Origin of the sequence: Actinomadura miaoliensis (assembly GCF_039536785.1) — a bacterium.
Lineage (GTDB): Bacteria > Actinomycetota > Actinomycetes > Streptosporangiales > Streptosporangiaceae > Spirillospora > Spirillospora miaoliensis.
This window is the reverse complement of sequence record NZ_BAAAZG010000005.1, coordinates 1-22,619: the sequence shown is the minus strand read 5'-3', so window position 1 is coordinate 22,619 and position 22,619 is coordinate 1. Positions and strand designations below refer to the sequence as shown.

Below are 22,619 nucleotides of genomic sequence, written 5' to 3'. Positions count from 1 at the left end.
GCCGTCCCGGCGGGCACGGGTCACCGGGCCGTCAGGTCGTAGACGGTGACGCCGCCGACCGTGCGGGCGGTGAAGTTGGCCTGCACCCACTGGGCGATCCGCTGGGCGGCGTCGCTGCCGCCGGCCGCACCCCCCATGCCCCCGCGCCCCATGCCCATCCCGTCGCCGACGAAATAGTGGATCTTCTTTTGGGTCACGTACGCCTGGAACCGCTCCAGTGTCGGGGCCGGGTCGGTGCCGTTGAACCCGCCGACCGCCATTACCGGCGTTCCCGTGGCCAGCTGGTACCCGGCGGCGTTGTTGGACCCGACCGTCGCGGCCGTCCACCGGTAGGAGCCCGCGTTCGCCTTCAGCAGCGCCACCAGATCAGCGCTCGGCGTCGGCGAGTTCAGCAGGCCCCCCGGCCGGCCGCCGCCCGGGGCGCCGCGTCCCTGCCCCGAGCGGAAACCGCCGCCGTCACCGCGAGCACGGCCCGGCCAGCCCCCGTCCAGGCCTCCGTTCATGCCCCCGCCGGGCGCCCCGGCCTGCGGACCGCCCTGCGGCATGCGCCGCGCACCACCCGCCATACCGCCGGGCATACCGCCACCGGGCATGCCGCCCGGCCGTCCGCCGCGGCCGGAACGTCCTGGCCCGAAACCCGCCGACGGCCCGGCCGTCACGATGGCCCCGGTGTGCGGGGTGGTGACCGTGTCGCGGGCGTAGGCGGCCGGGCCCGCCAGCGACGCCGCCACGGCCACCGCCGCCGCCACCGCGACGGCACGTCCCGGCAGATACGCGGCCCCCAGCAGCACCCCGGCGGCCACCACACCACCCACCAGCACCACCGGGGCCAGCCACGGAAGCCAATCCGGCGTGCGGTGCAGCAGCGTGTACGACCACACCGCCGTCACCGCCACCACCGCCGCCAGCGTCGCCGCGGCCGCCGCCCGCCGCCGGCGCGGCCACAGCAGCCCCGCGCCCACGCCGGCCAGCGCGGCGACCGCCGGAGCCAACGCCACGGTGTAGTACTCGTGGAAGATGCCCTGCATCAGGCTGAACACCACGCCGGTGACCAACAGCCACCCGCCCCACAGCCCCAGCGACGCCCGCACCCGGTCGGTACGCGGCGCCCGCCGCACCACCCACAGCCCCGCAATCAGCAGGATGAGCGCGGCGGGCAGCAGCCAGGAGATCTGGCCGCCGTTGGCGTAGCCGAACATGCGGCCCCACCCGGCGTCCTGGTTGGTGTTGCCCAGCCCGCCGACCTCGTTGCCGTTGAGCCGCCCCAGCCCGTTGTAGCCCAAGGCCAGCTCCAGCACGCTGTTGTTCTGCGACCCCCCGATGTAGGGACGCGACCCCGCGGGGAGCAGGGCGACGATCGCCACCCACCACCCCGCGGCGGCCACCATCGCGGCCGCCGCCAGCGCCAGCTGCCAGATCCTGCGGCGCAGCGGCGTCGGCGCGGCCAGCAGGTACACCAGGCCGAACGCGGGCAGGACCAGGAACGCCTGCATCATCTTGGCCAGGAACCCCAGCCCCACACACGCCCCACACACCACCAGCCAGCGGGTGCTCGCCTGCGCCTGCGCGCGCACCAGCGCGTACGCCGCCACCGTCAGCAGCAGCACCAGCAACGCGTCGGGGTTGTTGAACCGGAACATCAGCGCGGCCACCGGAGTCAACGCCAGCACCGCACCCGCCAGCAACCCCGCCCCGGCCTCCACGCGCGGGGTGACGGCACCGGCGAGCGCACGCCGCACCGCCGCGTACACGGTGGCGACGGTCGCCACGCCCATCACCGCCTGCGGCACCAGGATGCTCCAGGAGTTCACCCCGAACACCCGCGCCGCCAACGCCATCGGCCACAACGCCGCGGGCGTCTTGTCCACGGTGATGGCGCCGGCCGCGTCCGAGGAGCCGAAGAAGAACGCCTTCCAGCTGGACGCCCCGGCCTGAACGGCGGCCGAGTAAAAGGAGTTCGCCCACCCCGAGGCGCCCAGGTCCCACACGTACAGCACGGCCGTGGCCGCCAGCAGCACCAGCAGCGCCGGACGCGCCCACACCGGATCGCCGCCCAAAGACCGTTCACGCGCCCGAAGGACGGGCACGGCCTCCAACACACTCGCCATGGATTCTCCTCAGCCCAACCGGTACAGCTGCCCGCCGCCCATGGGCGACGTCGTCGCACTGCCCGACGTCGAGTCGCCGCTTGAGCCGCCGTACTCGCTCGGGTCGACCTGCTCGCCGTGCTGCTGCACCCAGGACGAGACGTCCGAGCCGCCACCGGAACCACCGCCGCCCGGGCCGCCTGCGCCGAAGCCCCGCCCGCCGAGCAGGATGTAGCGGAGCCTGCCCTCCTTGACGTACCGCTGCAGCTTGTCCACGGTCATCGCCGGGTCACGGCCGCTGAAGCCGCCCATCGCGATGACGGGACGGCCGGTCTGCAGGATGATCGAGGACGCCTCCATCGCGCTCGACACCGCCACCAGCCACTCGGCCGACCCCTGGTTCTTCTCCAGGTAGGAGATCATCTGCTGGTCGACCATGCCGCCGCGTCCACCACCGGACCCGCCAGGCCCGCCCGAGCCGCCAGGCGCGCCACCGGGCACGCCCGCCGAGCCGTCGCCGCCCAAGCCCGCACCCGGCCCGGGCATGGGCATCTGCTGCGGCATGCCACCACGAACCTCACCGGAAGCCCCGCCCGGCATGCCACGCCGCGCGCCATCACCCCGGTAACGGAACCCCTGCCCGCCCGGGAACCCCCGGCCACCGGGACGGCCGAACCCGCCGGGCCCCATCTGCGTGCCGGGACCCGCCAGCGGATTGCTGCCGTTCACCGGGGACGACGCCGCCGACGCCGCGTACGCGCCCGGCCCCGCCAGAACCGCCACCAACCCCAGCACCAGCCCCGCGACCGTCACCGACCGTCCCGCCCGCGGGCCGAACCGGGCGACCAGCAAGGCGCCCACGGCCAGCACGGTCACCGCCGCCACCAGCCACCGCAGCCACGGATGCCACTCCGGAGTGCGGTCGAGCAGCACGAACGCCCACCCGCCGGTGACCGCCACGCCCGCGGGCAGCACCCACGCCCACGCCGCCGAACGCCGGTACGCCTCGTACAGCAGCACCGCCCCCGCGCCGGTCAACGCGCCGATCGCCGGGGCCATCGCCGTGACGTAGTACGGGTGGAAGATGCCCCGGGCGAAGCTGAACACCACGAAATGCACCGCCAGCCAGCCGCCCCACAGCACCAGCGTCGCACGCTGCAGGTCGGCGCGCGGCCGCCTGCGCAGCAGCACCAGCCCCGCCACCAGCGCGACGGCCGACAACGGCAGCAGCCAGGAGATCTGCCCCCCGACGATCTGGTTGAACATGCGGCCCGCGCCCGCGGCGCCACCGAAACCACCGCCACCGCCCGGCCCGCCGCCGGGGCCACCGCCGGGGCCGTCGCCCTCACCGAACACCCGGCCCAGGCCGTTGTAGCCGATCACCAGGTCCCACACGCTGTTGTTCTCGCTGCCGCCGATGTAGGGGCGGCGGTCGGCGGGAACGGCGTCCACGATCGCCATCCACCACCCGGCGGCCACCACCAGCACGCCACCGGCCGCCAGCAGGTGCCACACCCGCCGCACCGGCCCGGGCCTGCCCGCCACCAGGTACGCCAGCGCCAGCGCGGGCACCACCACGAACGCCTGCAGCATCTTGGTGTTGAACCCGCAGCCGACGAACACCGCCGCCAGCGACAGCCACCGCAGCCGCCCCGACTCGACGGCGCGCTGGCACGCCCAGGCGGCCAGCACCAGGAACAGCACCAGCAGCGTGTCGGGGTTGTTGTCGCGGTTGATCGCCACGGTGATCGGCGTCAGCGTCAGCACCCCGGCCGCCACCAGCGCCGCCACATGCCCGAACGCGCGCCGCACCGTGGCGTGCAGCACCGCGACGGCCGCCACGCCCAGCAGCGCCTGCGGCAGGAGCATGCTCCACGACCCGAACCCGAACACCCGCGCCGGCAGCGCCATCGCCCACAACGCCATCGGCGGCTTGTCCACGGTGATGAACGACCCGGCGTCCAGCGACCCGTAGAAGAACGCCTTCCAGCTCTGCGTCGCGCTCTTGACCGCCGCCGCGTAGTAGGTGTTGGCGTAACCGTTCTTCGACAGCCCCCACACGTACAGCGCGAAGGCCGCGAGCAGCACCCCCCACAGTGCGGGCCGCGACCAGCGCGGGTCGTCCGGGCCGCCCAGGGCCAGCCGCCGCAGACGGCCGGACCCGCGTGGCGCACCACGGCCGTCACCGGTGGCGCGGGTCTGCTGCGACGCCGCGGGGAACGTCTGTGTCGAATGTGCGGGGGTGGTCATCGGGTCTCTTCCGTGTCGGGACGACTCTGGGCAGGATCACGCGAAAACGAAGCCGAAGCAGGAGCCGAAGCAGGAGGCGAAGCGGACGCGGCGGCAGTCTCGGGGACAGTCTCGGGGACAGGCGCGGAGACGGGCGCGGCGGGGCGTCCCAGGCGCCGCGGGTGGAAGATCCAGGCGCGCATCAGCAGGAACCGCACCAACGTCGCCACCCCGTTGGCGCACACCAGCGCCACCACCTCCACGACCCGGGACGCGCCGGGCGTCAGCGCGTGCAGCAGCGCCAGGCCCCCGGTGCTCAGCGCCAATCCCAGCAGGAACGCCAGCCCGCCCTCCAGCTGCTGGCGCAGCGCCCGCTCGGGCCCGGTCACCCCGAAGGTGAAGCGGCGGTTGGCGGCGGTGTTGCCGACCGTGGTGACCACCAGGGACAGCGCGTTCGCCCACAGCGGCCCCATCACCGTGCGCAGCAGCACGAACAGCACCAGCTGCGCGATCGTGCTGAACACCCCGATGATCGCGAACGAGGGGAGCTGCCGCGCCATCCCGGCCGGCAGCCGGGGCCTGGGCCGCCCACCCACCGGCGCGCGGAACGCGCCCGTCAGCATGCGGCGTCCCACCCGCGCCATGCCTTTCAGGTCGTCCAGCGCGGTGCGCAGCACGTCCACGCGGCTGTCGGGGTCGTCCACCCAGTCCACCGGCACCTCGTGGATGCGCAGCCCGTTGCGTTCGGCCAGCAGCAGCAACTCGGTGTCGAAGAACCACTGCTCGTCCTCCACCGACGGCAGCAGCGCCTGCACGATCTGCGTGCGGGCGGCCTTGAAACCGCACTGCGCGTCGGTGAACCGGGCCGCCAGCGTCGTGCGCAGCAGCAGGTTGTAACACCGGGAGATCACCTCCCGTTTGGGGCCGCGCACCACCGCCGACCCCCGCGTCAGCCGCGACCCGATCGCCAGGTCGCTGTGCCCGGAGATCAGCGGCGCCACCAGCGGGAGGAACGCGTCCAGGTCGGTGGACAGGTCCACGTCCATGTAGGCGACCACGTCGGCGTCGCTGGCGCCCCACACGTGCCGCAGCGCGCGGCCCCGGCCCTTCTGCTCCAGCCGCACCGCCCGCACTCCCGGCAGTTCGGCCTCCAGTTCCCGCGCGACCCGCCAGGTGCCGTCGGTGCTGGCGTTGTCGGCCACGGTGATGCGGAACCGGTAGGGGAAGGTCTGCTCGAGATAGGAGTGCAGCCGCCGCACGCTGCCCGCCAGCACGTGCTCCTCGTTGTAGACGGGCACGGCGATCTCCACCAGGCGTCCCCGTCCGCCCGGACCGGGCGGGGACGGCGACGGCCCGGCGGGGTCGGCCCGATCGGTGACCAAGTGACTCATGGGAACACGCTGACCGGGCGGTGTGGGAAGGCCCTGAGTCCTTCCTTAACCCCGCATGAGAAACCCCGCCCGCCCGCGTCACAAATGGTGGCGGCCCCGGGGGGCGCGTTTCAGTCCGGGCGGGACGGGGAGCCGGGTAGGTGCACGCGCACCAGCGTGCCGCCCCCGTCCGCCGGGTCCAGGCTCACCTGGCCGCCGCTTTCGCGCACCACCCGCGCCACGATCGACAGACCCAGCCCCGACCCCGGCAGGCTCCGCGCCGACGGCGAACGCCAGAACCGGTCGAACACGTGCGGCAGCTCGTCGGCGGAGATGCCCGGCCCCTGGTCGCGCACGGTCAGCTCGCCCGCGCTCAGCCGCACGTCCACCGCGCCGCCCGGCGGGCTGAACTTCACCGCGTTGTCCAGCAGGTTCACCACGGCCCGCTCCAGCGACCCCGGGTCGCCGCGCACGAACCACGGCTTGGCCTCCGTGCCGATGCGCAGCCCCGGGCCGCGCAGCCGGGCACGTTCCACCGCGCGTCCCACCACCTCGTGCAACGCCACGATCTCCCGCGAGGGCTCCTGCTCGGCGGGACGGGCCAGCTCCAGCAGGTCCCCGACCAGGCTGGACAGCTCCTGCATCTGCGCCTTGACGTTCACCAGCATCCGCCGCCGCGTGTCCGGCGGCAGCTCCCGCCCGGTCTCCTGCGAGCGCAGCAGCAGGTCGATGTTGGTGCGCAGGCTGGTCAGCGGCGTGCGCAGCTCGTGCCCGGCGTCGGCGATCAGCTGCTGCTGCCGCTCACGGGAGGCGGCCAGCGCCGCGGTCATGGTGTTGAACGACCGGCTCAGCCGCGCGATCTCGTCGCGGCCCTCCTCGGGGATGCGGGTGTCCAGGTCCTCGGTGCGGGCGATGTGCTCGACCACCTCGGTCAGCTCGTCCACCGGACGCAGCGACGCCCGCGCGATCACCAGCCCCGCACCGGCCGACGCCAGCACCCCCAGCGCCGTCACCGCCACCAGGAACAGCGCCAGCGTGTTCAGCGGCGCGGTGACCTCCTCCAGCGGGATCGCGAACGACACCGCCGCGCGGGTGCCGTCCTCGGCCAGGAACGGACGGGTGAAGATCCGCACGTCCCTGCGGTTCCCGTCGGCGTCCACTCCGGTGCCGTCGTGCAGCGCGTCCGGCCGCGCTCCCCGCGCGACCTGCGCGTCCGCCGGCGTCACCGTCAGCGCCCCGGCGCCCGGAACCGTGCAGGGGCCGCCCTGCGGGGTGACCACCTGCATGATCGTGTACGGGCCGGGCAGCGGCCGCACCTGGCCCTCGCTGGTGGCGGTCGGCGTGCACGCGGCCAGCACGAACGCCAGGTCCCGCCGCATGCGGAACACGCTGGGCCCGCCCGGGCCGCCGGGACCGCCGTGTTCGCCCATCAGCGGCCCGCCGATCCCCATCAGCCGCTGGTCCAGCTTGTCGTACAGCTGGTCGCGCACCAGGAACCAGCTGGCCGAGGCGCACACCGCCACCGCCACGGCCACCGCCAGTGCGATCAGCAGCGCCAGCCGCCCGCGCAGCGGCAGCCGGCGCATCATGACGCCGATCTCAGCACGTATCCCACGCCGCGCACGGTGTGGATCAGCCGCGGCAGGCCGCCGTTCTCGGTCTTGCGGCGCAGGTACATCACGTACACCTCCAGGGAGTTGGAGGCGGGCTCGAAGTCGAAGCCCCACACCGTCTCCAGGATCTGCTCGCGCGTGAGGACCTGCCGGGGGTGCCGCAGGAACATCTCCAGCAGCATGTACTCGGTGCGGGTCAGCTCCAGCGGGTTGCCGGCGCGCGACACCTCGCGGGTCAGCGTGTTCATCCGCAGGTCGTCGAAGGCCAGCAGGTCCTGCGCGCCGTCCCCGCCGCCGGCGGCGCCGGCGGCCGCGACGGCCATGGCGCTGCGGCGCAGCAGGGCCCGCACGCGGGCCAGCAGCTCGTCCAGCTCGAACGGCTTGACCAGGTAGTCGTCGGCGCCGGCGTCCAGCCCGGTCACCCGGTCGCCGACCATGTCGCGGGCGGTCAGCATCAGCACCGGCATCATCGCGCCCCTGGCCCGCAGCCGGCGGCAGGCGGTCAGCCCGTCCATGCGCGGCATCAGCACGTCCAGCACCACCAGGTCGGGACGGGCGCGCTCGACCTCCTCCAGCGCGGCGACGCCGTCGGCGGCCCCGGCGACCCGGTACCCCTCGAACTCCAGGCTGGTGGTCAGCGACTCGCGCACCGCGGGCTCGTCGTCCACGACCAGAATGCGCGCACCCGCCGCCGCCTGCTGCGTCCCCGGCTCCATGCACACACCGTAACCAGCGGGCAGCGGTGCCCACGCACGGCGCGGACCATTCTCATGGATCTTTCAGGAACCCTCAGGGCACCCTCAGGACGGGGCGTCCGGCGGCAGCGGGACGAACACGGCGGGACGCGGCGCCGCGGCGGGCACGGGACGGCGCCGCAGCCCCGCGCTGTAACGCGACGGGTTCCGCAGCGCACCGACCTTGATCTTCGGCACGGCGGGCACCGGGGCGCCGGTGGCCGCGCCGAACACCTCCGAGGTCACGGGCCCGGCCAGGGACGCGGTGGCGCGTGCGGCGCGGGTCAGCAGGTCGGCGACCGACACCTGGCCGTCGCGCCGGGACGCGGGCTCGGGCGCCGGACGGGTCGCCGCGGTCCAGCCGCCGCGCATGACGTCTATGACCACCTCCCGCGCCACCTCGCGCATCAGCCCGCGCAACGCGACCTTCATCGCCTCGCGCAGCGCGTCGCGCAGCAGCTCGGCCATGACCGCCTCGATCGCGGCTGTCGCGGCGCGCGTGGCGGCCTGCGCCGCCAGGTCGCGGGCGGTGCGGGCCACGGCGCTGCCCGCGACGGCGGCCACCAGGTCGCCCGCCGAGCGGATCCGGGCGTTGCCGGACGCCCGTCCGGCGGCCTCGGCGGCCGCGTCGGCGACCTCGACCGCCATGTCCGCCACGGCCGAGGTCACCGGTGTGATCCCCGCCCAGTCGGCCGCCTCCCGCGCCCGCGCCCGAGCGGTCCCGGCCAGCTCGCGGGCGGCCTCGCGGGCGGTCTGCCGCACGACCCGTACGACGATGTCGCGGCCGGCGACCAGCGCCACGTCCACGGCCACGTCGGCGACGGTGTCGAGCGCCGAGTCGACGATCTGGCGGGTGGCGGCCTGCACGACCGGCGAGGAGGCGGTGCGTTCGGCCATCTCCAGCGCGGTGGCGGTGGCGGCGCGGGCCAGCGGGCTGCGCACGGCCAGCCGCCACGCCGCCTCGGCCATCGGATGGGACGCGGCCTGCTCGACGATCTCCACCGCGGCGGTGCCGACCTCCAGCGCGGTGCCGGTCAGCACGTGCGACTCGGCCGCCGCGCGGGCCTGCGACACGGCCCGGTCGGCCGCCTCCCGCGCCAGCCGCGTCGCGGCCTGGCGGGCCGCCTGCTCCACGGCGTCCATCGCGGGGCTGCGCGACACCTGCTCCACGATGCGGGTCGCGGCGCGCTCGGCCGCCTGGCGTCCCAGCCGCCGCACGGGTCCGGACGCGGTGGCCGCCAACCGGGCGGCGTCGGCGGCCGACGGCGCCAGCACGCCCTGCCACACGTCCTCGATCCGCTCGGCCGCCGCCCGGTCCAGCCGCGCCGGCAGCGCCACGGCGTGCGGGTCGGGACGGCCCTGCCCGGAGGGACGGTCGGCCGCCACCTCGGGCACCACTTGCGGCGCCGCCTCGGGTGCCGCTTCGGGCACCGCCACGGCCTTGCCCGTGCCGGTGTTCTCGCCGCCGGTGTCCTCGACCTGCTCGTCCACGGCCACGCCCCCTATGACGTACTGGTCTTCACCTTCACCATAACTTCCGTTGACCCCAAGTCGAGATCGATCTCGAGTTCGCCTGGACGGCGCCGCCGACACGTCGCCGCTGTGTATGCCCCCGAACCCGGCCCGTTCTCACCCCGCTCTCACCCCGCGTCGGAAACGCGCGAAGAGGCGCCGGCGAAGGCGCGGCGGGCCTGGGCCAGGAAGGCGCGCACGGCCGGGGTGTGGGTGTTCTTCCAGACCAGGGCCAGCATGGCGGGCGCGTCCGCGTCGTCGATGACCCGCGCGGTCAGGCGGTCGCGGTAGGCCCCGGCCATGGAGCTGGACAGGATGCCCACGCCCAGGCCGCGGCCCGCCAGGTCGGCGATGGCATCGGCGGCGCTGACCTCGAACGCGATCACCGGGTGGACGTCGCGGGCGGCGCACGCCCGGTCGAACACCGTGCGCAGCCCCGTCCCGGGCGGCATGCACACGATCGGATGGGCCCTCAGGTCCTCCAGCGTGACGTGGGGCCGGTCGGCCAGGGGGTGCCCGGCGGGCACGGCCGCGACCAGCCGATCGCTGGTGACCGTCAGCGCGGGCAGCCCGCCCGGGGCGGCGGTCGCGGTGCCGACCAGGGCCAGGTCCAGCGCGCCGTCGCGCACCCCGTCCACCAGCCGGTCCGAGCCGTCCTCCAGCAGCGCGATCTCCACCCCGGGATGCGCCCGGTGGAACCCGGCCAGGGCGTCGAACAGCGGCGTGACCGTGCAGCCGACCACCATGCCGACGGCCAGGCGGCCGCGGATCAGGTCGCTCACCTCGCCTACCGCCTGCTCGACCGCCCGGGCGGCGGCCAGCGCGGCCCGGGCGTGCTCCAGGGCGGCCTTGCCCGCGACGGTCAGCGTGGCGGTGCGGCCGGAACGGTCGAACAGTTCGGCGCCCAGCTCGCGCTCCAGCTGCCGGATCTGGGCGCTGACCCCCGACTGGCTGATGCGCACCCGCTCGGCCGCCCGCGTGAAGTTGCGCTCCTCGGCCACGGCCACGAAGTACTCCAGCTGCCGCAATTCCATAACTGCTGATTCTAGTTTCCATCAGAACAATCTGTTGGACTTCTGGCAGCGGCGCGGGCAGGCTGAAGAACGTTCCACCCGAACCCACCTCGAAGAACCTCGAAGAGGAGACGTCATGGCCGAGTACGAGAAGGCGATGCGCCCCGAAGACCTCACCCGCCTGTTCGTCGAACGCGCCAACGCCGGCGACGCCGCCGGGATCGCCGCGCTGTACGAGGAGGACGCGGTGATGGCCTACCCGCCCGGCGCCCAGACCGTGGGCCGCCAGGCCATCCGCGAGCTGTGGGAGAAGGTGCTGGCGGCCCGGCCCCGCTTCGAGCCCGAGCCGCCGCTGCCCACCCTGATCAGCGGTGACATCGCCCTGACCAGCACCCCGCCCAAGGACGGGGCGGGCGCCCGCGCCCAGGTGGTCCGCCGCCAGCCGGACGGAAGCTGGCTGCGCCTGCTCGACCAGCCCGAGTTCGTCCCCGCCGCGGGCTGACGCCCGGCAACCCGACGCCCGGCAACCCGACGCCCGGCAACTCGGCGGCGGGCACCCCGGCGGCCGGCTCGTGGGGCCGGCTTGTGGGGCCGGCGACGTCAGCGGCCGCAGGAGCGGCAGGCGGTGCGGGTGCGGCGCGCGTACCCGGCCGCCGCGACCGCCATCGCCACGCCCCACAGCAGGTAGGACGGCACGGCGACCCAGAAGAACGCCTCGGGCAGCACCAGCCCTCCGCTCGGCGGGAACGGGTTGCGGCCTTGCAGCCGCTCCCCGACCATCAGCACCAGCATCAGCCCGAAGTACACCACCATGCCGCCGGAGATCCCGGCCGCGGGCCACAGCACCAGCGGCCGGGGCACCCTCCGTCCCGCCGCCAGCGGAACCCAGCGCGGCCACACCCGCCCCCAGCCGTGCGCCAGCGCCAGCGGCAGCACTGTACCGGCCAGCACGAACCCCGCCTCGAACAACACCGCCGACACCCCGCCGGTCATCGGGTTCTCCCCGAACCCCACGCACGCCTGCGCGACGAGCCGCAGCGCGCACCCGGCCACCGCCAGGTAGGCGGCGGCGAACACCCAGCGCGGGGTGTGGCCGAGCGCGGCGGGCGCGTTGTCGCCACGACCGCACACCGCGCAGCCGTCCCGGGTGCGGCGCTGGTGCGCCAGCGTCGCCAGGCCCACCAGTACGGCCACGCCCAGGCACGCCGCCCTGCTCAGCGCCCCAAGCGGGTAGAAGCGGACGCCCAGCCCCGGCAGGATCCCGCCCACCACGTCCAGCAGGAACAACGCCGCCGACGCCACCAGCGCCGCGCTCACCGCCCAGCCGGCCGCCAGCAGCCCGCGACGCGGCAGCCCCACGGTCACCGCCTTCGGCGACGCCCACAGCAGCCCCGACACCACCGCAGCGGCGCCGCACAGGCCCGCCGATGACCAGCCGGTGAACACCATCAGGTCCCCGTCCACCGGCGACAGGGCCTCGGGCATGTGCCCCGCCTGCCAGTACACGCGCAGCATGCCGTACAGCGCAGCGCCCACCAGTGCCGCCCGAGCCACCGCAGGACGCGCCGGCGCGGCACCCGGCGGTGCGGCGCCCGCCCGCTGTTGCGTCCGTGCCGCTGCTCGAATGGTCGACTCCATGACCGCCATGTTCCGGCGCGCCCGCCCGCCGCCACCTCCCCGTCGCGGCCGATCCGCCTCCCCCGCGCGGGGGGGCACAAGGGGGGCACAAGGGGGGCACAACGGAGCACATGAGAGCACGCGGGAGCACGGCGCAGCCGCTTGACCTCAGGTTCGGTTGACATTGCAGGCTCGCCCCCGACGACACCGACACGTTAAGGAGTGATCATGGCCGTGCTCGGCATCGGGGTGATCCTGCCCGGCGTCACCGTGCAACACCGGCAGCGCCTGGACCTGCGGCAGGCCGCCCGGCACGCCGAGGACGCGGGACTGGACGGCGTGTGGCACGGCGACCATCTGGCCACCGGCGCCCCCGCCCTGGACGTGACCGTGGCCCTGGCCACCGCGGCGGCCGCGACCTCGCGCATCCGGGTCGGCGCGAGCGTGTTCGTCCCCGCCATCCGCCCCCTGGCCTGGGCCGCCAAGCAGATCGCCGGCCTGCGCCACGTCTGCGACGAACGGCTGGTGCTGGGCGTCGGGTCGGGCGGCGGGCCCGGCCAGTGGGCCGCCGCCGGAGTCCCCTACGGCGAGCGCGGCCCCCGCACCGACACCGCGCTGGAACTGTTGCCGCGCCTGCTGGCGGGCGAGCGGGTGCGGCTGCCGGGCGAGCCCGGCGAACCGCACGTCCAGTTGGCGCCCGCCGTGCCGATGCCGCCGGTGTGGGTGGGCAACGCCTCCCCGGCGGCGATCCGGCGGGCCGCCCGGTTCGGCGACGGCTGGTTCCCCTCCCTGATCGGTGTCCGGCAGGTCGCCGAGGGCGCGGCCCGGCTCGCCGAACTGGCCGCCGCGCACGACCGGCCCGTCCCGCGGATCGCGGTCGGCGCCACCGGAGCCGTCGGCAAGGAGGCGGACCTCCCCGGACGCGCCGACATCGCCGCCGGCATCGCCGGCGCGTACGGGCGGCCGGTTGAGGAGGTGATGGACCTCCCGCTCACCGGCGAGCCGGCGCGGGTGGCCGACCGGCTGGCCGCCTACGCCGACGCCGGGGTCCGGGACGTCGTCGTGGGCGTGGCCGGAGGGGACTGGCGTGAGCAGTGCGACCGGCTCGCCGAGGCCCGCGCGCTCCTGCAGTGAACCCCGCAGGGAATCCGCAGTGAACCGGGGTGAGTCCGGCGTCCGCGCGGATTCTTCACACAAAGAGTGTTAACAACGGGCGGTTTGTCTGATAAGTGATGAAGGTGACGGCAGTCACACCAGGGAGTGTCCATGGCCGTTCACCTTCCGTCCCCCGCCGACCCTCCGTTTCCCCGAACCGCCCCCTCCCACGACACCTTCGCTCCAGACACGTTCGCCCCAGCCACGTCACCTCACCACACGTCCCCCGCGACGACTCTGCCCCGGCGGACCGTGCTGCGCGCCGCGGCCGCCGCCGGAGGCGGCGCGCTGCTGCTGGGCGCCTGCGGCACCCGCAAGGACGCGCCCCGCCGCGCCACCGGCGACCCCTGGCGGCAGTTCGCCGGAACCACCCTGAACTTCATCTCCGAGAACACCGCGCCCACCGCCGCCATCGCCGCCGACCTGCGGCCGTTCACCCGGCTCACCGGCATCCGCGTCAACATCGTCACGCTGGAACTGTCGGCCCTGGTGCAGAAGGTCGCCCTGGACCTGGCCTCCGGCGAGGCCCAGTACCAGGTCATCTACGCCGACCCCTACCAGGTGCTCGCCCCCTACTCCAAGGGTCTGGTCGAGCTGCGCGAACTGGCCGCCGACCCGAGCCTGCCGCCCCTGCCCGGCGGATTCGGCGACTTCATCCCCACCCAGCTGGACGCCGCAGGACGCTTCGCCGCCTCCGACAAGGTGTTCGCCCTGCCCTACGACTGCCCCACCATGATCTGGCAGTACCGGCGCGACCTGTTCGACAAGTACCACGACCGCATGGCCGCCGACCTGGGCTTCGACCCCACCCCCGGCGACGACTCCACCTGGGAGCAGTACTACGCCATCGCCAAGTGGTTCACCGACAACGTCGACGACGTCCCCTACGGCACCGGCCACCAGGCCAAACAGCACGACTCGCTGATGAACGACTTCTCCAACGTGCTGTGGGCCCACGGCGGGAGCTACTTCGACGACGACCCCGCCGTCGGACGGCTCGGCACCGTCGACCCCGGCCCGTGCCGCCTGGACGCCGACGCCGCCGTCACCGCCGCCGAGTTCTACCGCAGACTGCTGGCCGTCGCCGACCCCGCCTCGCGCACCTGGGACTGGGACGGCGTCGGCGCGGCGTTCCGCGCCGGACGCCTGGCCATGTGCCCCAACTGGCACGAGTTCGCCGCGAGCAACGAAGAGGTCATGCCCGGCAAGGTCGGCTACGCGCCGCTGCCCAAGGGACCGGCCCGCCGCGCCGGCATGTACGGCGGCACCGGCATCGCCATCAGCGCCAACACGCTGCCCAACGAACGCCGCGCCGCCTGGCTGTTCCTGCTGTGGGCCACCTCCCCCGACACCCAGCTGCGCGGCCTGGCCAGCAAGGTCGGCGGCGGCACCCCCACCCGCCGGTCGGTGTACGAGCGTCCCGACGTCAAGGCCGCCGCCCGCCGCCCGTCACCGATGCCGAACCTGCTGACCACCGACGCCGTCGAACGGACCTGGCGCACCGAGAACATCGGCCTGCGCCCCAAGATCCCCATGTGGAACGAGTGCGACACCGCCATCTACACCGAGGTGTCGCGGATGCTGGCCGGTGACGCCTCGCCCGCCGAGGCGATGCGCTCGGCACGCAGACGCTTCGACCGCATCATCGCCAGGGGGTGGGCGGCATGACCAGCTCCACCGCCCCCGCCACCCCCGCCGACAGCGCCACCGGCACCGCCCGCACCGCACCGCGCACACGACGCGCCCGCCGGCTGCCCGGCTTCGAGGGACGCATGATGGCGCCCGGCCTGCTGCTGCTGGCCGCCCTGTCGATCGTGCCGTTCCTGGCCATCATCGTCATGAGCCTGGCCCGGGTGCGGCTGCTGGGCGGCGTCGGCCTGGAGTGGGTCGGCACCGACAACTGGACACGGTTCTTCACCGACCCCGACCTGGGCTGGACCTGGGTCCGCACCGCCGTGTACTTCACCCTCACCGTCGGGCTGGAGATGCTGCTGGGCGTCGGCCTGGCACTGGCGGTGTGGCGGCTGGCGCGCGGCCGCAACGCGGCGCTGACACTGCTGCTGCTGCCGATGTTCGTCGCGCCCGTCATCGTCGGGCTGCTCGGCCGGTTCCTCACCGACTCCACCTTCGGCCTGTACACCTGGGTGCTGCGGCAGGTCGGCTACGACGGCGACATCATGGGCTCGAAGGTGTCGGCGTTCACCGCCGTGGTGCTGATGGACGTGTGGGAGTGGACGCCGCTCATCACGCTCATCGCGCTGGCGGGCCTGACGTCCATCCCCGCGAGCCTGCGCGAGGCCGCCTCCATCGACGGCGCCGGCGGCCGGAGCATGCTGGTGCACATCATCCTGCCGTCCATCTCCAACGTGCTGCTGGTGGCGCTGCTGATCCGCTCGATGGACGCCATCCGCTACTTCGACGTCATCTGGGTCACCACCGGCGGCGGACCCGCCGACGCCACCAAGACCGTGCCGGTCCGGCTGTACGAGACCGCGTTCCGCTTCTTCGACCTGGGCTACGCCGCCGCGATCGGCCTGGCCATGCTCGCCGCGTCCATCGTCGTCGCCCGCGCGTTCATCCGCGTCCTGGACCGGGAGGGACTGACCCGATGACCCGCGAAACGCCCCTGGAGCGCGGCAGCCGCCGTTCCCGCGTCGCCGCCACCGTCGTCGTCGCCGTCGGGCTGGCCTGGACCCTGGTCCCGCTGGCCTGGATGGCGCTGTCGTCGGTGAAACCGTCCGAGCAGGTCACCGCCGCCACGCCCGACCTGCTGTTCACCCCCACCCTCGGCAACTACCGCGAGCTGTTCACCGGCGCCAACGACCTGGCCCCCTACATCTGGCACAGCATGCTGGCGGCCGGGGCCGCGGCGGTGCTGGCGGTCGTGCTCGGCGCGCCCGCCGGGTACGGGCTGGCCCGCACCCGCACGCGCGGCAAACGGCACCTGTCGTTCTGGATCATCTCCACCCGCATGGCGCCGATCGCCGCCGTCGTGCTGCCGCTGTTCCTGATCTACCGGCGGCTCGGCCTGCTGGACTCGATTCCCGGCCTGGTGCTGGCCTACCTGACCTTCAGCCTGCCGTTCGCGATCTGGCTGATGAGCGCGTTCTTCGCCCAGGTGCCCTACTCCCTGGAGGAGTCGGCGCTGGTCGCCGGCTGCTCGCGGTGGCAGGCGTTCTGGTACGTGGTGCTGCCGCTGACCAAACCCGGGCTGGTCACCACGTTCGTGCTGTGCCTGGTGTTCTCCTGGAACGACTACGCCTTCGCGCTGGTGTTCAGCGGCCCCGGCTCCCAGACCCTTCCGATCGCGGCCAGCCAGCTGGTCACCCAGACCGGCATCGACTGGGGACAGCTCACCGCGATCGGCACCATCGTCGTCGTCCCGATGATGCTCGTAGGAATCGCCGTCCGCCGGTGGCTGGTCACCGGCCTCACGCTAGGAGCGGTCACAGGTGAGTGAGACCATCCCCGCCACCATTCCCGACACCATTCCCGCCACCATGCGGGTGTCGCTGCTGCGCGGGGTGCACGACCTGGTGCTGGACGAACGTCCCGTGCCCGAACCGGGCCCCCGCCAGGTGCTGGTACGGGTCAGCGCCGTCGGCACCTGCGGCTCCGACGTCCACTACTACGAGGAGGGCCGCATCGGGAACTTCGTGGTGCGCCGGCCCCTGGTCCTGGGGCACGAGTCCGGCGGCGTGGTCGCGGCGGTCGGGCCGGGCGTCACCCGCAACCACCCCGGGCAGCGCGTGTCCATCGAACCGGGCGTGCCGTGCTTCACCTGCGACCAGTGCCGCACCGGCCACTACAACCTGTGCCCGGACATGCGGTTCTTCGGCACCCCGCCGATCGACGGCGCGTTCAGCGAGTACGTCGTCGTGCACGAGGCCATGGCGCACCCGGTGCCGGACACCCTGTCCGACGAGGCCGCCGCGCTGCTGGAACCCCTGTCGGTCGGGGTGTGGGCGTGCCAGAAGGGGGGCGTCGGCCCCGGCTCACGCGTCCTGGTCACCGGCGCCGGACCGATCGGGCTGATCGCGGCGCAGACGGCGCGCGCGTTCGGCGCCGGCGAGGTCATGGTCACCGACGTGCGGCCGCACCGCCTGGAGCTGGCCGCCGACCTGGGCGCCGACGCCACCGTCAACGTCGCCGAACGTCCCGTGTCGGGCTTCGAACCCGACGTGCTGCTGGAATGCTCGGGCGTGCCCGCCGCGATCGGCGCGGCCATCCGCCTGGTCGGCCGCGGCGGCCGCGTGGTGCTGATCGGCATGGGCGGCGATGAGATCCCGCTGCCGCTGGACCACGTCCAGCGGCACGAGATCCAGGTCACCGGCACCTTCCGCTACGCCAACACCTGGCCGACCGCGATCGCGCTGGCCGCGTCCGGCAAGGTCGACCTCGACCGGCTCGTCACCCACCGCTTCGACCTGGCCGAGGCCGAACGCGCGCTCACCGTGGCGGCCCGCGACGAGACCGCGATCAAGCCCGTCGTGCGCCCCTGAGAGGACAGGGGTGAACCGCAAGGGGCGTCCCTCCGAGGCCGCCGTGGAACGACGCCGCCAGGACATCCTGCGTCACGTCATGGAACGCGGCGAGGCGCGCATCGACGACCTGGCCGCGCGGTTCGGGGTCAGCCTGATGACCGTGCACCGCGACCTGGACGACCTGGTCGAGCGGCGGCTGCTGCGCAAGCTGCGCGGCCGGGTCGCGGCGCTGCCGTCGCTGACCGTCGAGAGCGCCGAACGGTTCCGCGAACGCCTGCACGCCACGGAGAAGGACGCCCTGTGCGCGGCGGCCGCCGGGCTGGTCCGTCCCGGCACCACCGTGCTGCTGGACGACTCCACCACCCTGCACCCGCTGGCCCGCCGCCTCGCCGGCGTGGAACGGCTCACCGTGGTCACCAACTCGCTGGCGATCGCGATGATCCTCGGGCACGCCGACGGCGTGGAGGTGGTGCTGCTCGGCGGCCGCTACCGGGGCGACTTCAACTCCTGCTCGGGCCCCGACGTGACCGCCGCGCTCGCCCGCATCACCGCCGAGCAGGCGTTCGTGTCGGCCACCGCCGTGCTGGAGGGCCGCCTGTTCCACCCCAGCCGCGACTCGGCCGAGGTCAAGGAGGCCATGCTCGCCGCGGCGCGCCGCAACATCCTGCTGGCCGACCACTCCAAGTTCGGCAAGACCGCCACCTACGCCTACGGCGACGCCGCCCGCTACGACCTGGTCGTGACCGACGCCGCCACCCCCGCCGAGGAGATCGACGCGCTGCGCGGCCTCGGCGTCCCCGTCCAGATCGTCCACCCCGCCTGAAGATCCACCCCGCTGACAAGGAGCGTGCCGGCATGCGAGCAGCGCTGATCGAGACCCCCGGAACCGTGGCCGTCACCACCGTGCCCGACCCCGCGCCCGGGCCCGGCCAGGTCGTCGTCGCCGTCGCCGCCTGCGGAATCTGCGGCACCGACCTGCACATCTTCGACGGCGACTTCGCACCCACCCCGTACCCGATCGTGCCCGGCCACGAGTTCGCCGGTGAGATCGTCGCCGTCGGCGCGGGCGTGGCGGGCCTGCGCACCGGCGACCGCGTGGCCGTCGACCCGTCGCTGTTCTGCGGCGCCTGCCACTACTGCGAACGCGGCCAGGGCAACCTGTGCGAGAACTGGAACGCCATCGGCGTCACCCGCAACGGCGCCTGCGCCGAGTACGCGCTCGCGCCCGCCGCCAACTGCCACCGGCTCCCCGACCACCTGGACGTGTCGCACGCCGCGCTCATCGAACCGCTGTCGTGCGCGGTGCGCGGGTTCGACCTGCTGCCGCGCCGCATGGGCGACCACTACCTCATCTACGGCGCGGGGACGATGGGCCTGATGATGCTGCAACTGGCTCGCCGCGCCGGGGCCGCGTCCATCTCGGTGGTGGACCTGAACGCCGCACGGCTGCCGGTCGCGACCCGTCTCGGCGCCGACGCGGTGGCCGCCTCGGCCGACGAGTTCGACCGCCCGCAGGGCTGGGAGGTCGTCATCGACTGCACCGGGGTGGTCGCCGCCATCGAGGACGGCCTGACCCGCGTGCGCCGCGGTGGCACGTTCCAGCAGTTCGGCGTCGCGCCCGCCGACGCCACCGCCCGCTTCTCCCCGTTCCGCGTCTACAACGACGAGATCACCATTGTCGGCAGCATGGCCGTCCTGCACAGCTTCGGCCGTGCCGTGGACCTGATGGGCCGCGGTGTCATCGACCCCGACGTCGTGATCAGCGACCGGTTCGCCCTGGACCGCTACCCCGAGGCCCTGAACGCCTTCCGCGACGGCATCGGCCGCAAGCTGCAGATCCGCGCCGCGGCCGACTGACGGCCACATGCTCACGTGCCGACGCCCGCCGCCCCGCGTCCCGGCGGCGGTGGCGGCGCGCCGCGGTGACGTGTCAGCAGCCGCATCGCGACGATCCCGCACAGCGGCCCCGGCGCCAGCACGGTGAACGCCCACTGCCACCCGACCGCGTCCGCCGCCGCCGGCACCAACCAGATCGTCACGCCGGTGAGGGTGAACCCGCAGGCCATCTGCACCGTCAGCGCGCTGCCGACGAGCCGCTGGTCGGCCAGCTCGGTGACCAGCGCCGAGAACTGCGGAGAGTCGGCGACCACGGTGAAGCCCCACAGCAGCCCCGCCAGCGCCAGCACCCAGGGCGGCGCGTGCAGCAGCGAGCCGATCAACAGTGCGCAGGCCGCGGACCCGGCCATCATCCAGATCGCCGCGCGTTCACGGCCGAAGCGGTCGCCGAGGACACCGCCGACATAGTTGCCCACCCCGCCGGCCACGAAGACCGCGAAGGTGACGTAGGCGGCCAGCGCCGAGTCGTCCAGACCGCGCGGCCGCAGCGCCGCCGAGTAGAACAGCAGGAACCACGACCACATCGCGTACAGCTCCCACATGTGGCACAGGTAGCCCACCACCGCCAGCCGGGTGCCGCGGTCGGCCAGCAGCCGTCCGACGAGGCGCGGCTCCAGACGGGCGCGCGGGAAGGGGTACGGGCCTTCGCGGACGGCGACCACCACGATCGTCCCACCGAGCGCGGTGAGCACCGAGGTCGCCCAGATGACGGTGTGCCAGTCCAGCCCGCCCAGGCCGTTGACCAGATGCGGCGCCCCGGAGCTGACGGTGAGCGCGCCGACCAGCAGCCCCATGGCCGCGCCCAGGCCGGTCCGGTACCAGGTGGCGACGAGCTTGAGCGCCGGCGGGTACACGCCCGCGATGAAGAACCCGGTCGCGAAGCGCACCATGCTCGCCACGACGACACCGTCGGCGGCCAGCAACGCCGCGTTGGCCACGGCCGCGCCCAGAGCACTGACGAAGATCAGCCGGACGGGAGCCATCCGGTCCGGCAGGCTCGTCGCCGCCGACACCAGCGCTCCGGCCACGAAACCCCACTGCACGCAGATGGTCAGCCAGCCGGCCGCGCCCGCCGACAACCCCCATTCGGCGCGCAACTGGGGAATCACGGCGGAGGCCGAGAACCAGGTCGACTTGAGCAGCAGCAGTGTCAGTGCGAGCGTGCACAGGTTGCGGCGGGCGGCACGGCTCATGGTCCTCCAGCGCGATCTACGGCCCGGGCGTCCGCCGCCGGGCACGGAAAGCGGCGACGCCGCCGCGGTTGAGACAGGCCCGCGAGCAGTAGCGGCGCCGCCGTCCCCTGTTCAGGTCGGCATACACCCGGTCGCAATCGTCCAGGGCGCAGACACCGAGCCGGTCGACGCCGTACTCGCACACCAGGGTCGCCAGACCCATCGCGGTGTGCGCCCGGAGCCGGTCGGGCAACGCGGCACCGGACACCGCGTAGTGCATGTGCGGCCCCAGACCGTGGTCGGAGATGTGCGGCTGCATGGGGACGGCGGCCAGCAACCCATTGAGCAGGGCGACCGCCGCCGTCACGTCCTCGGCCTCGAAGACCGGCCGCAGGTCCCGGGCCCAGCGACGCAACGTCGAGGCCTCCGGCGCCGACAGCTCCGCGGCCGCGTACTTGAAGGCCAGCAGAATCTCCCGCAGCCCTTCGTCAGAGGCGTCGGCGCCGCAGGCGGTGACCGCATTGACCAAGGCGACGGCGGTTCCCACCCCATCGTTGCGGTACGCGTCCGCTCCCGAAGCATCCACACCGGCACCGTAATCGAATAGACGGCCGAAAAACATTACATGGCCGGAAGCGGCCCCCCACGCACGTCGGCCACCCGAGTCACCTGACCACGGCCGGGCTGCTCAGGAACGATGACGCGGTGGCACCGGCGGGATCGCCCTCCGCTGGACGATGATGTTGCGGCGTTCCCCGACGGGCCGGATGCGTGGAACGCCGCTCGAAGGCTCGGACTCACGGGCCGATAGGGACTCCCAGGCCCTCGAACATGTGTTTGACCTGGTGGGTAGCATGACGGCATGGAGAGCGCCCTCCAAGGTTCGATCTTCGACTCCTGGGACGAGGCGGGCCCACGCGAACTCGGACAGTCCGTCCGGCGCGTCCCGCTCACCCATGGGGCCTGGATCGACCTGCGTCCCAACTGGATCGCCGGCGCCGACGCGCTCTTCGAACGCCTGCTCACCGCGGTCCCCTGGCGGGCCGAACGCCGCCACATGTACGACCGCGTGGTGGACGTCCCCCGCCTTCTCGCCTTCTACGACGAGGACGCCGAACTCCCCGACCCGCTCCTCGACCAGGCCAAGCGGGCCCTCAACGCCCACTATGCCGAGGAACTCGGCGAGCCTTTCCGCACCGCCGGCCTCTGCCTCTACCGCGACGGCCGCGACAGTGTGGCGTGGCACGGCGACACCATCGGCCGCGGCAGCACGGAAGACACGATGGTCGCCATCGTCTCCGTCGGCGCGCCCCGCTCCCTCCTGCTGCGCCCCCGTTCCGGCGGCTCCGCCCTCCGCTACGACCTGGGCCACGGCGACCTGATCGTCATGGGCGGCAGTTGCCAGCGCACCTGGGAGCACAGCATCCCCAAGAGCGCCAAGGACTCCGGCCCTCGAATCAGCATCCAGTACCGCCCGAGAGGCGTCCGCTGACAGACCGGGCACCGACGCCGGCGCGCCCCTCTGATCGGCTCGCACGCGACCAAGGGAACGCCGCATCGGCCACCTTGCCCGCCTGACAACCGTCGGACGGTCCACCACCGACCCGCAGACCAGGTCATGCCAGGTCACCAGTCCGCTCGCGCGGCGGCGGGCCCACCGTAGAGCGGGGCCTGGCGCGGACTAGGGCCTGTTCTTAGTTCAGATCATGGGAGGGCTGGCAGGCTGCGGAGCCAGAT

Annotated in this window: 19 protein-coding genes; 9 read left to right on the top strand and 10 right to left on the bottom strand. The window is 73.8% G+C overall.

From position 1 onward, the window contains the following. Positions 1–20 precede the first annotated feature (20 nt). The 7 genes from ABD811_RS07395 to ABD811_RS07365 form a co-directional block, all read right to left on the bottom strand. Positions 21–2,108, bottom strand: coding sequence for an ArnT family glycosyltransferase (locus ABD811_RS07395; protein WP_344942827.1), 2,088 nt, complete (start codon positions 2,106–2,108; stop codon positions 21–23). Positions 2,109–2,117: 9 nt separating this feature from the next. Then, positions 2,118–4,337 carry an ArnT family glycosyltransferase gene (locus tag ABD811_RS07390; RefSeq protein WP_344942824.1) on the bottom strand — a complete coding sequence of 740 codons (2,220 nt, stop codon included), beginning with the start codon at positions 4,335–4,337 and terminating at the stop codon, positions 2,118–2,120. Next, positions 4,334–5,707 (bottom strand): bifunctional glycosyltransferase family 2/GtrA family protein, encoded by a 1,374-nt coding sequence (locus ABD811_RS07385; protein WP_344942822.1) that lies wholly within the window; start codon positions 5,705–5,707, stop codon positions 4,334–4,336. Before ABD811_RS07385 ends, ABD811_RS07390 begins: the two co-directional genes overlap by 4 nt. Positions 5,708–5,817: 110 nt before the next feature. Then, positions 5,818–7,275: a HAMP domain-containing sensor histidine kinase gene (locus ABD811_RS07380; RefSeq protein ID WP_344942819.1), complete on the bottom strand. Its 1,458-nt coding sequence runs from the start codon at positions 7,273–7,275 to the stop codon at positions 5,818–5,820. Then, a complete protein-coding gene (locus ABD811_RS07375; RefSeq protein ID WP_344942816.1) occupies positions 7,272–8,015 on the bottom strand; it encodes a response regulator transcription factor in 744 nt (247 codons plus the stop codon). The genes ABD811_RS07380 and ABD811_RS07375 overlap by 4 nt, the downstream gene beginning before the upstream one ends. 84 nt (positions 8,016–8,099) lie before the next feature. After that, the gene (locus ABD811_RS07370) at positions 8,100–9,524 is read right to left on the bottom strand and encodes a hypothetical protein (protein ID WP_344942815.1); all 1,425 of its coding nucleotides are present in this window, start codon (positions 9,522–9,524) and stop codon (positions 8,100–8,102) included. 149 nt (positions 9,525–9,673) lie between these two features. Next, positions 9,674–10,579, bottom strand: a complete 906-nt coding sequence (locus tag ABD811_RS07365) for a LysR family transcriptional regulator (protein WP_344942812.1) — start codon at positions 10,577–10,579, stop codon at positions 9,674–9,676. A 115-nt stretch (positions 10,580–10,694) separates the two neighbouring features. On the opposite strand from ABD811_RS07365, the gene ABD811_RS07360 reads away from it, so the two are divergent. Continuing rightward, on the top strand, positions 10,695–11,060 hold the full coding sequence (locus ABD811_RS07360; protein WP_344942809.1) for a YybH family protein: 366 nt from the start codon (positions 10,695–10,697) through the stop codon (positions 11,058–11,060). Between the two features lie 98 nt (positions 11,061–11,158). Here ABD811_RS07360 and ABD811_RS07355 read toward each other — a convergent pair whose 3' ends face one another. After that, positions 11,159–12,094 (bottom strand): hypothetical protein, encoded by a 936-nt coding sequence (locus ABD811_RS07355; protein ID WP_344942806.1) that lies wholly within the window; start codon positions 12,092–12,094, stop codon positions 11,159–11,161. 309 nt (positions 12,095–12,403) lie between these two features. Here ABD811_RS07355 and ABD811_RS07350 point away from each other — a divergent pair, with 309 nt between their 5' ends. The 7 genes from ABD811_RS07350 (at position 12,404) to ABD811_RS07320 (ending at position 19,671) form a co-directional block, all read left to right on the top strand. After that, positions 12,404–13,309, top strand: coding sequence for an LLM class flavin-dependent oxidoreductase (locus ABD811_RS07350; RefSeq protein ID WP_344942803.1), 906 nt, complete (start codon positions 12,404–12,406; stop codon positions 13,307–13,309). 273 nt (positions 13,310–13,582) lie between these two features. After that, positions 13,583–14,998 (top strand): extracellular solute-binding protein, encoded by a 1,416-nt coding sequence (locus ABD811_RS07345; protein WP_344942800.1) that lies wholly within the window; start codon positions 13,583–13,585, stop codon positions 14,996–14,998. Further along, positions 14,995–15,942, top strand: coding sequence for a carbohydrate ABC transporter permease (locus ABD811_RS07340; protein ID WP_344942797.1), 948 nt, complete (start codon positions 14,995–14,997; stop codon positions 15,940–15,942). The genes ABD811_RS07345 and ABD811_RS07340 overlap by 4 nt, the downstream gene beginning before the upstream one ends. After that, positions 15,939–16,790: a carbohydrate ABC transporter permease gene (locus tag ABD811_RS07335; protein WP_344942794.1), complete on the top strand. Its 852-nt coding sequence runs from the start codon at positions 15,939–15,941 to the stop codon at positions 16,788–16,790. Before ABD811_RS07340 ends, ABD811_RS07335 begins: the two co-directional genes overlap by 4 nt. Beyond that, positions 16,783–17,832 carry an NAD(P)-dependent alcohol dehydrogenase gene (locus tag ABD811_RS07330; RefSeq protein ID WP_344942792.1) on the top strand — a complete coding sequence of 350 codons (1,050 nt, stop codon included), beginning with the start codon at positions 16,783–16,785 and terminating at the stop codon, positions 17,830–17,832. The genes ABD811_RS07335 and ABD811_RS07330 overlap by 8 nt, the downstream gene beginning before the upstream one ends. 10 nt (positions 17,833–17,842) lie before the next feature. Further along, positions 17,843–18,637 (top strand): DeoR/GlpR family DNA-binding transcription regulator, encoded by a 795-nt coding sequence (locus ABD811_RS07325; RefSeq protein WP_344942788.1) that lies wholly within the window; start codon positions 17,843–17,845, stop codon positions 18,635–18,637. A 32-nt stretch (positions 18,638–18,669) separates the two neighbouring features. Continuing rightward, positions 18,670–19,671: a zinc-dependent alcohol dehydrogenase family protein gene (locus ABD811_RS07320; RefSeq protein ID WP_344942785.1), complete on the top strand. Its 1,002-nt coding sequence runs from the start codon at positions 18,670–18,672 to the stop codon at positions 19,669–19,671. A gap of 11 nt (positions 19,672–19,682) precedes the next feature. Here the strand turns inward: ABD811_RS07320 and ABD811_RS07315 are convergent, their stop codons facing one another. Together ABD811_RS07315 and ABD811_RS07310 are read right to left on the bottom strand one after the other, a co-directional pair. Then, complete coding sequence (locus tag ABD811_RS07315; protein ID WP_344942782.1) at positions 19,683–20,903, bottom strand: MFS transporter; 1,221 nt, start codon at positions 20,901–20,903, stop codon at positions 19,683–19,685. A gap of 16 nt (positions 20,904–20,919) precedes the next feature. Continuing rightward, on the bottom strand, positions 20,920–21,468 hold the full coding sequence (locus tag ABD811_RS07310) for a CGNR zinc finger domain-containing protein (RefSeq protein WP_344942780.1): 549 nt from the start codon (positions 21,466–21,468) through the stop codon (positions 20,920–20,922). A gap of 276 nt (positions 21,469–21,744) precedes the next feature. Here ABD811_RS07310 and ABD811_RS07305 point away from each other — a divergent pair, with 276 nt between their 5' ends. Continuing rightward, positions 21,745–22,374, top strand: coding sequence for an alpha-ketoglutarate-dependent dioxygenase AlkB (locus tag ABD811_RS07305; RefSeq protein WP_344942777.1), 630 nt, complete (start codon positions 21,745–21,747; stop codon positions 22,372–22,374). The last annotated feature ends 245 nt before the right edge of the window (positions 22,375–22,619 follow it).